The sequence below is a fragment of the Magnetococcales bacterium genome, assembly GCA_015228935.1.
Classification (GTDB): domain Bacteria; phylum Pseudomonadota; class Magnetococcia; order Magnetococcales; family DC0425bin3; genus HA3dbin3.
The window spans coordinates 35,688-47,799 of the sequence record JADGCO010000008.1; the positions used below are offsets into that span (position 1 = coordinate 35,688).

The window sequence follows — 12,112 nt, forward strand, 5'->3', positions numbered from 1 at the left end:
AAGAGGTTGCAAAAAATTTTTTATTGGAAATACACGGCTTATTTAAAATTCTGGTTTTTATTCAAGATTTCTGGTTCTGGTCAAGAACCCTTGCCGGGTGTTCCCGGAACCACCGGGGCCACCGGGCGCTCGACCGGTTTGATGTCGTTGGCTGCGAGAACTTTCCAGATTTCCAGCCAGAGTTGCCGGGTCAGGCGGTTGCGGGTGCTGTAATCGTGCCCAAGGCAGGAAATTTTATAATCGGCTCCCGTGTCGGAAAAACCGATGAAATCTGCCGCAGGTTTGATGCTGTTTGGAATTTTTTGCAAGGCTTCGAGCAGGAGCTTTTCGGTACTCAAGGGTTCCAGGTCTTGGGGAAGATGCAGGATTCCCCCCACCTTGAACAGATCACTGGGTGCGTGAAAATTGAGAACCTTCGACTGGGCAATGACATGGTTGGGAATGGTATAAGATCTTTCCCAACTGGGATCAAACAGGTGCGTGGAACGCCAGGTCATGTTGGTCACCTTGCCCACAATATTGTCCACCTGAATCCAGTCGCCAACCTTGAAAGGCTGTTCCAGATTGATCGCCAAACCGGAAAATATGTTGGAAATATTGATCTGAACGGCCAGACCAATGACCATGGCCAGGATACCGGATGTGGCAAGCAGACCGGTCAGGGTCTGCCCGAACACAAACGCCACAATCATGAAAAAAGCGCTCGTGTATATCAAAAAAGCAACCATGCCCCGAATCAGATTGGGAATGGGACGCCCGGCCTTTTCCTGCATCGGCACCCAAACCATGACCTGGATGAGGCGCACCAGAAAAAATGCCGTCATGTAGATGCCGGCAAATTTGAGCAATGCCCAAATGGCGGCCATCTCCTGCTCCTGCAAGCGGTCGGCCTGGATTTTGCCGATCTTGCCAAGTTGCAGCTCCCGGATTTCCGACTCCGTCAGCGTGGTCCCTTCCATGGTTTGCAACTGGTTGATCTGCTTGAGAGGCTGGCCGGTATACCGATAGAGTTCCTGCTGGGCATTCTGGCTCAGGGCCTTCAGCTTGCCGTTCTCCTCCTGATACACGGCCAGTTCGTTCTGAATGCCAAACCGACCCCGGCGATTGTCAAACAGGACGATCCGTTTTTGCGAAGCAATCAGGTTGACACTGATTTCAAACAGGGTCTCCACCCCCTGGTCAAGGAGAGACTGCCTGAGTTTGTCATCCACGGCCTGGGGCAGGGGAAGCTGAATGCCCAGATTTTTTTCCAACTGCTTTTGAATCTCGCCGGCCTTTTTGGGAGCCAACTGCATGTGCAGGGTGGCCTGCTGCACGGCCAGTTGTTGTTCCAGCTCCTGCACGGCCAGTTTCAGCAACGGCTGCAACTGAAGCAGCAGGGGATTTTCCTTTTCCGTCAAACGCAACAGACGCTCCATGTCCTCCTGCTGGGTGCCCAGGTTTTTCAACTGACCTTTCAGGTTCAACACCTTTTCGTGAAAACCCAGAAGAATTTCCGTCAGGGATTGTCCCCGTTCCGAGGCAAAGGCCCCGAACAGTTTTTCCTGCAAGGTTTCTGAATCCTTCAAATGGCGAATGGCCTCCTGGTGGAGATTTTTCTTTTCGGTTTCCGACCAGCTTTCCAGGGACTGGTTGAATTTTTCCCGATATTTTTCCCGGTCGCTGATGATCCGCAATTTCGAGCCGATGATCGACATGATGCCGGACAGTTGCTGTTGCAAATCATCCGGGGCAGGCTCGGCTTTTTCGGCTGGGGTGGCGGATTTTTCCTGGGGTTTGCCTGGGGAGTCGGTCCCGGGAGAGGGTTCCCTGGCCTGGATCCCGGCCCGGATCTGCTCGACAGCGGACTTGCGGCTGGTCACCTGGGAAAGACTCTTCTGCAATTTGGCCGGAAGGGAACGATCCATGAGCAGGGAGAGATTTTCCGGCAGCTGCTCGGGCTTGATCTCGCCCCGACCCAGGCGACGTTGAATTTCCATCGCCCCGTAAAGGGATTGCTGGGCATAGAGCAGGGCCGCATTGAGCTTGTCAATGTGGTCCGCCAGAATGACCAGCTCCTGCTGCGCCGCCTCCGCCAACTCTCCCTGGCGCTGCTTGTTGACCTCCAGATATTGAATATGACTGGCAATCAAATTGTGGTAGGTGGACAACTCCTCCGGCAGACCATGGAGCTGTTGCGTTTCCCGATCCCCCCATTTGGCCAACAATTCTGTCGGATCCATGGTGGTGGTGGCGGCTGTCGTGGTGGCCGGAAGGGCTTCTTTTTTGGCTTCGGCTGGCGCGGGCAGTTCCGCCATGCCATAGAGTTGCTCACGAATCTCCTGGCGTCTGCCCTCCATTTTTTCCCGCACCAGAACAAACAGGGGATCCTTGGTAGATTGCAGTTTGAATTGAATACCGGTAACCCTGGCCTGGGTCTGTTTCAAAACCTCCTGGCCTTCCTCGATTTTTTTTTGGGTGTCGGCCAGCGAGCGGATCGACTTTTGCACGAGATCCAAAAGAATTTTCGCATCCATCTCCTGGAAACGCTCCTCCTGACCTTTGCGCTGACTGGCCAGTTGCATGGCCTTGCCGAGATCATTTTTTTTATTCTGGATCACCTGCAAGGCTTCCCTGGATTTCTGGAGCTGTCTGGACAGTTTGGCCTGCTGCTGACGCACATTTTCCGTTGCGGTGAGGGCTTCACTCACCAGCCTGGTCATTTCCTCGGCAGACTTTCGAATTTGTTGCGTATTTTTCTGTACTTTAAAATCAGGCATTTTTTTTTGGATTTCCGGATTTTCCAGCAACCCGGCCAAGGTGGACAAACGGGAAAATTGACTGTTTAAATTCGTGTTTTGCGTCCCCAGGGCGTCGCCGATCTGCAACAGCCTGTTTTGTTGCTGTTGCTGGGCTTCCAGGAGCTGAATCTCCTCCTGATAGGCCTGGATGCGAACGTTCATCTGCTCGGCATGAGACTGCGCCCGGGCCTCATCGAACAGCAGAGAGTCCTGGCTGACATCTTCAAGCTCAGCCGGGCCTGGTTTGTCCAGTACCTCCTGTTTTTCTCGGATCTGTTCCAACAAGCGGTTGAACTGGTTTGATTTTATATAAAAAGACCCAACCTCCTGCTCGTTTTCCGCATGGAGACTCCGATAGTTCGCGACCCATTGCTCAGGAGACTGGCGCTGCAAGGTTTCCTTGTATTGGGTGGTTTTCTGGGTTTGCTGTAACTGTTTGTTGAGCAGGTCCAAATGGACTTCGGTATCGGAACGATCCTTGTTCAAAGCAGCCAGGTTGTTTCTGAGTCTGGTCTGGAAACCCTGGATCTGCTCAATCTCTTTTTGCCATGTTTGCCGTAAATTTTGATACTGTTGGCGACGTTTATGGATAAAATCGGCTTGCAGACGTTGGGAGACGGGACTTTTCGTCAGGGTTCCATCCTGGATGCGCCATTGAATTTCCAGAATCAACAGGTTAATCTGGTCCAGATTGTTTTCCCAGGAGTGGATGGCGGTCTGGATGGTTTCAATCAGTTTCAGGCGCTGGTTCCAGAGGGCCAATTCCACCTCGGCCTGGGCCAGATTGAGCCTGATGGCTTCCATGCGGCTGTTGTGCAGGGTAACCTGCTTCTGGATCTCCCCCGGGGTCGAAACGTCGCCGGAACCGGTAGGTGTCGATTCCGGAAGGGGTTTTTCCTGTTGCCTTTGCACCTTCTGGATCTGAATCTGGTTGGCGGACAGGGCGCGCTTCTGGTTCTTGATGACCGCTTCCGCCGCATCAAGCAGAGATGAGGTCTTTTCCAGCAGCACATTGTTTTCCATCTCGTGCAAGGGCGGAGCCGGAGTGTCAGCCAGGGCCGGTACCGGAGTCATGCCAGCCAGGCCCAGAATGCCCCACCATGCCAACCAGACAAACAGCAAGCAGGATTGGTTCGGGGTCTGATGCAGGCGCACACCGGGCACATTCCCTGCTGAGTATCGGCCAATCATGAAGGGGTTCCTGTTTTTTCAGTCGATTTTTTTTGGAAAATGTTCCAACACCGGGTAGAACCCATAAATACCACGGAACCATGGGAGGGACCAGATGGAAGAAAACAAGGATGGCAACAAATTTCTGGACTTTGTTGAAAGTGCGATCGAGGATGTGATCTTTCGCAGTCGCTGGCTGTTGGCACCTCTGTATCTGTGCCTGATTTTCGGACTCATGGCGCTGCTGGCGCATACGCCGCACATGTTGATGAACATTGTCCATGCGGTGATGGAAGGCAATTCCAAAAAGGTGTCAATTGACCTGTTGGAACTCGTGGACATGGTCCTCATGTCCAATCTGATCCTGATCATTCTGATGAGCGGCTACACCAATTTTGTGTCAATTCTCAACGTCGCCGAGGCGAGCGAAGATCGTCCGGTTTGGCTGGATCATGTCGATTTCGGTACGCTGAAACTCAAGCTGATCGGCTCCATCGTCGCCATTTCCGCCATTGCCCTGCTCGGGGATTTCATGGAGATTGAGAAGGTTGACAAGAATGATCTGGCCTGGAAGTTCGGACTGCACATGTTGTTCACCTTTTCCGGTCTCTTTTTTGCCGTCACGGAATGGGTGATGAAGAACGGCGAAATCATGGTTCACAAAGGCATGCCCCATGCCGGCAAGCATGATGCCAATCACAAGGCCACACCTGAAGGACATTGAACGAACCACAACGCAACCAACAACGCCACACCTGAATCTCATTGAACGAACAACAACGGACCCGTGCTGACCAGAAGCCCGGCATGGCCGAGATTGACCTCACCGTCGAACGTCTGGTTGCGGGAGGTGATGGTCTGGGTTTTCATGCCGGGCGGGCTGTTTTCATTCCCTTTACGGCTCCCGGGGATCATGTACGGGCGCGGCTGACCCGCATGGGAAAACACTTTCACCGGGCCGAGGTGGCAACCCTTCTTGCCCCCGGCCCGGAGCGGATTGCGCCGCTCTGTTCCCTGTATGGCCATTGCGGCGGCTGTCAGTTGCAACACCTGCAACCTCAGAGTTGCCAAATGGCCAAACAGGGATTTGTGGTGGATGCCCTGCACCGCATCGGCCATATCGCAGATGCCGCAGCCCTGACCAGGCCATTGCTGGCCGCCCCGGTCACAACGGGTTATCGGCGGCGGGCCAGTTTCAAGGTCCGAGAAATCCAGGGTCGCATTCTGGTGGGTTTTTTTGCCCCCGGGTCGCACCATCTGCTGGACCTTGCCCACTGTCCCGTTTTACATCCCGCCCTGGCAAGCCTGCTGCATCCATTGCGCCATCTGCTGGGCACGCTCACCATGCGGGCACGCCTGCCCCAGGTGGATGTCGTCCAGGGTGACAATGGTACCGCCCTGATCTGCCATCTATTGGACCCCCTGTCCGGAAAAGATCGGGAACGCCTGATACAATTTGCCCGCGACCTCGGTCTGCTGCAACTCTGGCTCCAGGGCGGACGCAAACACAACCTTCTCCCCCTGGTGACCGAAACGGAACCTCTGTATCACCTCGACGGGCTGGAACTCCGCTTTCGTCCCGGCGATTTTACCCAGGCCAATTTTGAACAGAATCAACACCTTGTTCGGCAGGCCATGGCATGGGCCGGTTCCGGAAGCAGAGCCGTGGACCTCTTTTGTGGGGTTGGCAACCTGACCCTGCCGCTTGGGCAACGCTTTACCGAGGTCCTGGGCCTGGAAGGGTATGGACCGGCTGTGGAACGCGGCCTGGCCAATGCCCAGGCCAATCGTCTGGGCCATATTGCCTTCAGGCAGATGGAGTTGCACGGCAAGCCCCCGTTGCCCATTCCGGAGCTGACTGAGGCGGATATCTGCCTGGTCAATCCCCCCCGGACCGGTGCTTTGTCGGTCATGAAATCCCTGGTCGCCGCCCAGGTGCCGCGCGTGGTTTACGTTGCGTGCGATCCGGCCACCTTTGCCCGCGATGCCGCCCACCTCGTGCATCATGGCTACCGTCTGGAACAGATCCAGCCCCTGGATATGCTGCCCCTGACTCACCACGTTGAAACAATCGCGCTGTTTGTCTGGGATGGCTCTTCCTGAACAATGCGGTGGTGTCCTATACTGGCAAGGGTCCTTGTGTGCCTGTTGCAACGCCATTTTGGTAATTTACGTGGCATCTTTTCCTTGAAAGTGGCTCACGAAGGAATAAAAATTTTTGGATAATCGAGCAACAAAAATTTACTGGCATCGTCTGGTCGGCGAAACGCTGAAAATACAGATGCAATCTGTCAGTATCGAAGTGCGTTCAGAAGTCGAGGTCATCTCCATTCCACCCAAAGCAGACCTGATCCTGATTCAGCGCAATGAAGGTGGGTGGACAAAAGAGCAGCGTTTGCTCCTGGCGGACGGACTGCGGGACCTCGATGCGGACCAGATTTTGATCGAATTGAAAATCACCGAAAGTCTGAATGAGGATGCACTGTCCCAAATCACGGTGTACGATACCCTGTATCTGGAAACTGCCTGTCTGCAACGCCAGCAATTGCGGAGCGTTGTCATCAGTTCCATAACGCCGCAGTCGAATTTTCTCGAACGGTTTTCCTTCCAACCTGTTGGACCTGCCGGAGTTTATGAAAGCAAACCCCTCTGGGGCGGCATGCTGCGGTTGATTCTCTTGAACGAACTGGCCAATGAACCTCAAAATGCCCCCCTGAAATGTTTTTCCAGCCGCCAGGATGAGCGAAAAAAAGCCTTCGAAACAATCAAGCACACGGGTTTGCTTAATCTCTCTGAGGCATTTGGTCGGAACATGGCCGGTTTATGGAGGTTGCTCATGAAAGGTTCACTGAATAGTCCAGAAATCGAAGAAATCACCCCCGAGTATGTTTCCAGGCTTGGGCAGGAATTGTTCGATGCTATCATCAACTCTGCACCTGATGAGAAGCTTTTTTCTTTGCCAAGATTTGAGCATCGCCTACTGCAAGAACGTCGGGATGGCGAAAAAAATGGCGAAAAAAATGGCGAAAAAAATGGCGAAAAAAATGGCAAAGCTAAAATCCTTGCGCAACTGTTGCAACGCCGTTTTGGCAATTTACCTGTTTGGGTGGATGAAAAAATCGCCCAAGCCGAGACATCGACACTGGAAGAGTGGAGTCTCCGGATTTTGGATGCCCAGTCACTGGACAGCGTGTTCGAAGACCCGCAGTGACGGTGAGTTTCACCTGATATATTTGGAGAAGTCATGACCAGGAAAAGGATCAAGATCGCCTGGCTGGGTTGGCTGGCGTTGTGGGCCTCATCCGTGCAGGCCGAGGTGGTGCAGAAAGGGGATATCTCCCCGGCGGACATGGCCAAGGCGATGGTCAAACGGCACAATCACCATCGCAGTCAGGTGGGCGTGGGTGGACTTGCCTGGTCGGCAAAACTGGCGAATCATGCCCTGGAGTGGGCCAAAATTCTGGCCGCCGATGGCTGCAAAATGCGCCATCGCACCGATGGCCTGTATGGGGAAAATATTTTCTGGCAAAGCCCCATCATGTGGTCCGATGGTCGCCGGGAAGTGGCCAAAGTCAATCCAGACACGGTGGTGGACTCCTGGGCCAGCGAACAGAAAGATTACAATTACGCCCAGAACACATGCACGCCCGGGCAGGTTTGCGGCCACTATACCCAGGTGGTATGGCGGGCAACGGAAGAGGTGGGATGTGCCATGCACATCTGCCCGGATCGCGGACAAATCTGGGTCTGCAATTATCATCCGCATGGCAACATGGTCGGGGAAAAGCCCTACTGAACTCCTGTCAGATAACCCATTGTCACGTTGAGGAAATTTCCTTGCAAGAAAAAATCCCCATTCTGGACCGCATCATGGCCCGCAAGCGGGAAGAGGTGGCGGAACGGCGGCGGCGTTCACCGGAATCCCGGCTGGTGGAACAGGCACGGACCCTGCCGCCAACCCGGGATTTTACGCAGACCTTGACCGGCAAAATCCAGAACGCGAAGCTGGCGATCATTGCCGAGGTCAAGAAAGCCTCCCCATCCAAGGGGGTGATCCATCCGGACCATCCCCCCTTCGATCCGATACGCATTGCAGCGGGTTATGCCCAACACGGTGCGACGTGCATCTCCTGTCTGACGGATCGGGATTTTTTTCAGGGGAGCGAGGAATATTTGACCCGCATCCGCGCCGAAGTGGACCTGCCCTTGTTGCGCAAGGATTTTTTGTTTGATCCCTACCAGGTGATCGAATCCCGGGCCATCGGTGCCGATGCCATCCTGCTCATCATGGCGGTCTTGTCTGTCGGGCAGGCCCGGGAGTTGGAGGCCGCCGCCCGGGAAATGCACCTGCACGTCCTGGTCGAAGTCCACGATGAAGCCGAACTCGATGCCGCCCATGAATTGCAAACCCCCCTGCTCGGCATCAACAATCGCGATCTGCGCACCTTTGTCACCTCCCTGGAGACCACTCTGCGTCTTGCGGTGCGGGCCGATGCGGGGCGTTGCATCGTCTCGGAAAGCGGCATCCGCACTCCGGCGGATATCGCGCACCTGCAGCAACACGGAATCCATGCCTTTCTGGTGGGGGAATCCCTGATGCGGGAGAGTGATCCGGGTGCCGCATTGGCACGTCTCATGGGATCCTGACGCGATGGTCAAAATCAAGATTTGTGGCATGACCCGCGTTGCGGATGCCCTGGCGGCGGTGCGTTGCGGGGCGGATGCCATTGGCCTGGTTTTCTATCCAAAATCGCCGCGTTATATCGATCCCGACCAGGCCGCCAGGCTGGTTGCCGCCTTGCCCCCTTTTGTGGCGGTGGCGGGTTTGTTCGTCAACCAGCCGCCCGAATGGATCCATGAGATCACCCGCCAGTGCCGTCTGACCGACATTCAACTGCATGGCGATGAACCCCCTGCCGCCTGCCTTGGTCTCCCTGCCCGGGTCATCAAGGCCATCCGGGTTGCCACCCCCGCCGATCTGCAAAATATTGACCAGTACCCGGTTGCCGGTATTCTCCTGGATGCCAAGGTTTCCCATGCCTATGGCGGCACCGGGCAGGCATTTGACTGGACCATGCTGGATGGTTTTCAATGCCGAACCCCCCTGATTCTGGCCGGGGGTTTGAATCCCGATAATGTGCAACAGGCCATCCGGATGGTCAAACCCTACGGGGTGGATCTTTCCAGTGGTGTGGAGGTCGCGCCGGGCATCAAGGACCATGACAAAATGTGCCGGTTCATGGATCGTGTACGCCAAACGGTTTTGTCTCCCCCCACCCCACATGCAAAACCCTCTCCTGGTTGACGGGTACGCCGCATGAACTGGTTTGAACGCATCATTCGCCCGAAAATCAAGGTCAGTGCCAAACGCACTCAGGCACCGGAAGGGTTGTGGATCAAGTGTCCTGAATGCAGCCAGACCCTTTTCCAGAAGGAGTTGGAACGCAATCTGGATGTCTGCCGGCATTGTCAATACCACTTTCGCATTTCCGGCAAGCGCCGCATCGACATCACCCTGGATCCCGACGGGCGGCAGGAACTCTTTCCGGCGCTTTATCCAGCGGATCCCCTTAAATTCAAGGATCTCAAGCGGTATCGGGATCGCATCAAGGATGCCCAGAAAAAAACGGGCGTCAATGATGCCGTGCGGGTCTATAAGGGGTATATCGAAAAGGTGCCGGTGGTCGTGGCGGCCCTGGATTTTGATTTCATGGCTGGTTCGATGGGATCCGTGGTCGGGGCCAAGATTGCCCATGCCGCCCTGGCTGCGGAACGGGCCAAATGCGGTTTTGTGGTTTTTCCGGCCTCGGGAGGTGCCCGCATGCAGGAGGGGATTCTCTCTCTCATGCAGATGGCCAAGACCACGGCGGCCATCACCCGCCTTGAAGAGGCGGCCCTGCCCTACATTGTCGTCCTGACCGATCCCACCACCGGGGGTGTCACGGCCTCTTTTGCCATGCAGGGTGACATTATCCTGGCCGAACCCAATGCCCTGATCTGTTTTGCCGGTCCACGGGTGATCGAACAAACCATTCGCGAGGCCTTGCCGGAAGGGTTTCAGCGCAGTGAATATCTGCTGGAACACGGTTTTCTGGATCGTATCTGCCAACGTCATGAAATCCGCCCCCTGCTCGCTTTGCTGCTTTCCCGTCTGACCGGGCGGAGCGTGACCCGGAATGGGGTATACTCCTTTGTGCCTGAACCGGAACAACCCTCGCTCTTTGATCCGGATGCGCCTTGAATGACGACCGCCTGGGGTCAAACCGCTCATGAACGTCTTCTTTCGCAGGCAGCACAATTTTCCGCGCAGCGCATCCGTCTGGGTCTGGGCCGGATGCGGCGTCTTATGAATGTCCTGGGCAATCCGGAAAGGGGTTTGCACGCCATTCATGTGGCCGGCACCAACGGCAAGGGATCCACGGTCGCTTTCCTGGAGGCCATTCTGCACGAGGCCGGCCATGAACCCGCTGTCTATACCTCTCCGCACCTGCAACGCTTCCATGAACGGATTCGCAGTCAGGGTCGGGACATCGATGATGCCACCCTGGAGTCCCTGCTGACGACGGTATTGCGAGCCAATGCCGGGGAACCGGCCACTTTTTTTGAGCTGACGACAGCGGTTGCCCTGCTCCATTTTTCCCACCTGCAACCTCGATCCCCTCCTCCATCCGACACGCGCTCCCGTCCGCATGCCGACAGCCAGTCCAATACCCGTTTCGACCACCACGCCCATGCCTGTGCCGATGCCCATTCCGACAATCGAGCCGGCACCCGATCCCCTGTGCATGCCCGTCCGTCCATCCCCCCCCCGGCAGTGATCCTGGAAACCGGTCTTGGTGGCCGTTTGGACGCCACCAATGTGATCCATCCCCATCTGACCTTGATCACGCCCATTGGTCTGGATCACCAGGAGTATCTGGGAGAGACCCTCAGCCGGATTGCCCGGGAAAAGGCCGGCATTTTGAAACCCGGGGTTCCGGCAGCGGCGGATCCCGGTTCGGAAACAGCCTCTGCAAGCATTGCACGCCGGGCAGAACACTTGGGCATCACCCTCTGGTTGCACCAGCGGGATTACCGGTTTACCCAGCCGGATGACTCTGGAATGTGGCGCTATCAGGACGCTTTGGGAACCCTGGACCTGCCACCCCTGCGCCTGCCGGGACACCATCAATATGGCAATGCCGCCCTGGCCCTGGCCGGTTTGCGTCTGCTCTCGACCGTGGCCTCCTGCCCCTGGTCTGTCCCGCTGGCAGCGTGCCAAAAGGGCATTTCCCAGGCTTGGCTGCCGGGACGTCTGGAACTTGTTCCGGGGACTCCGCCTGTCTGGCTGGATGGGGCACACAACTGTGCGGGAACCCGGGTGTTGGCCGCCGCCCTGGCCGATATGGAACCTCTTCCCACCCATCTGGTCTTTACGGCCTTGCAGGACAAGGACATACCCGGCATGGCCGACCTGTTGGCCCCCTGGGTGCGGCAGGTCTGGATCGCCCCTCTGTCGGAACCTCGCGCCGCCAACCCCGAAGCCATGGCCCATATCTGGCGGCAACAAGGAATTGCCACCTCCATTTGCCCGGATCCGGCAACGGCCTTGCGGTCGGCACAAAAAAGCTGCCCACACCCTGGCCGGGTCCTGGTCACCGGGTCGCTGCATCTGGTCGGCATCGTTCGTTCCCTGCTGTTTGCCAGATAATCAACAGCGTCATGGTTTATGGAATGGATGCCTCGTGGAAAAGGCGGTACACTTTGTGTTCAATTCTCACGAGGAGTCATCATCATGGGTCTGATTCACGCTGACCTGGTCTTGAAAAATCCCCTGCTGGACTCGACCATGGTCATTCGCGCCATGGTTGACAGTGGCGCTCTCCTGATGTGCATACCGCAACATGTTGCCATGCAGCTCCAACTGAAAGAGCTGGAGAAACGCGAAGTCACCCTGGCCGATGGCCATCGACATCTGGTTCCCTACGTTGGTCCGCTGGAGATTCATTTTGCCAATCGCCGCTGTTTTGCCGGCGCGTTGGTGCTGGGCCATGAACCCTTGCTGGGTGCTGTCCCCATGGAAGATATGGATATCGTGATCAATATGGCACAACAAAAACTGGTGGTGAATCCGGAGAATCCACATATCGCCATGGCACCCGTGAAAACCACTGCCTGACACG

Annotated in this window: 10 protein-coding genes; 9 read left to right on the forward strand and 1 reads right to left on the reverse strand. The window is 55.9% G+C overall.

The features are described 5' to 3' along the window. Positions 1–80 precede the first annotated feature (80 nt). Positions 81–3,971, reverse strand: a complete 3,891-nt coding sequence (locus tag HQL65_03970) for a mechanosensitive ion channel (GenBank protein MBF0135372.1) — start codon at positions 3,969–3,971, stop codon at positions 81–83. 94 nt (positions 3,972–4,065) lie between these two features. On the opposite strand from HQL65_03970, the gene HQL65_03975 reads away from it, so the two are divergent. The 9 genes from HQL65_03975 to HQL65_04015 all read left to right on the forward strand — a co-directional run bounded on the left by HQL65_03975 (position 4,066) and on the right by HQL65_04015 (position 12,108). After that, entirely contained in the window at positions 4,066–4,674 is a 609-nt protein-coding gene (locus HQL65_03975) for a YqhA family protein (protein MBF0135373.1), read from the forward strand. Positions 4,675–4,757: 83 nt separating this feature from the next. Continuing rightward, positions 4,758–6,053 carry a 23S rRNA (uracil(1939)-C(5))-methyltransferase RlmD gene (gene rlmD, locus HQL65_03980; GenBank protein MBF0135374.1) on the forward strand — a complete coding sequence of 432 codons (1,296 nt, stop codon included), beginning with the start codon at positions 4,758–4,760 and terminating at the stop codon, positions 6,051–6,053. 115 nt (positions 6,054–6,168) lie between these two features. Then, a complete protein-coding gene (locus tag HQL65_03985) occupies positions 6,169–7,161 on the forward strand; it encodes a DUF4351 domain-containing protein (protein MBF0135375.1) in 993 nt (330 codons plus the stop codon). Positions 7,162–7,194: 33 nt separating this feature from the next. Beyond that, positions 7,195–7,746 carry an SCP-like extracellular gene (locus tag HQL65_03990; protein MBF0135376.1) on the forward strand — a complete coding sequence of 184 codons (552 nt, stop codon included), beginning with the start codon at positions 7,195–7,197 and terminating at the stop codon, positions 7,744–7,746. Positions 7,747–7,820: 74 nt separating this feature from the next. Next, the gene (gene trpC / locus HQL65_03995; GenBank protein MBF0135377.1) at positions 7,821–8,597 is read left to right on the forward strand and encodes an indole-3-glycerol phosphate synthase TrpC; all 777 of its coding nucleotides are present in this window, start codon (positions 7,821–7,823) and stop codon (positions 8,595–8,597) included. A gap of 4 nt (positions 8,598–8,601) precedes the next feature. Further along, entirely contained in the window at positions 8,602–9,255 is a 654-nt protein-coding gene (locus HQL65_04000) for a phosphoribosylanthranilate isomerase (GenBank protein MBF0135378.1), read from the forward strand. 12 nt (positions 9,256–9,267) lie between these two features. After that, on the forward strand, positions 9,268–10,191 hold the full coding sequence (locus HQL65_04005) for an acetyl-CoA carboxylase carboxyltransferase subunit beta (protein MBF0135379.1): 924 nt from the start codon (positions 9,268–9,270) through the stop codon (positions 10,189–10,191). Further along, positions 10,192–11,640 (forward strand): bifunctional folylpolyglutamate synthase/dihydrofolate synthase, encoded by a 1,449-nt coding sequence (locus HQL65_04010; GenBank protein MBF0135380.1) that lies wholly within the window; start codon positions 10,192–10,194, stop codon positions 11,638–11,640. It begins immediately after the preceding gene. 84 nt (positions 11,641–11,724) lie between these two features. After that, positions 11,725–12,108, forward strand: coding sequence for a clan AA aspartic protease (locus HQL65_04015; protein ID MBF0135381.1), 384 nt, complete (start codon positions 11,725–11,727; stop codon positions 12,106–12,108). Positions 12,109–12,112: the final 4 nt, after the last annotated feature.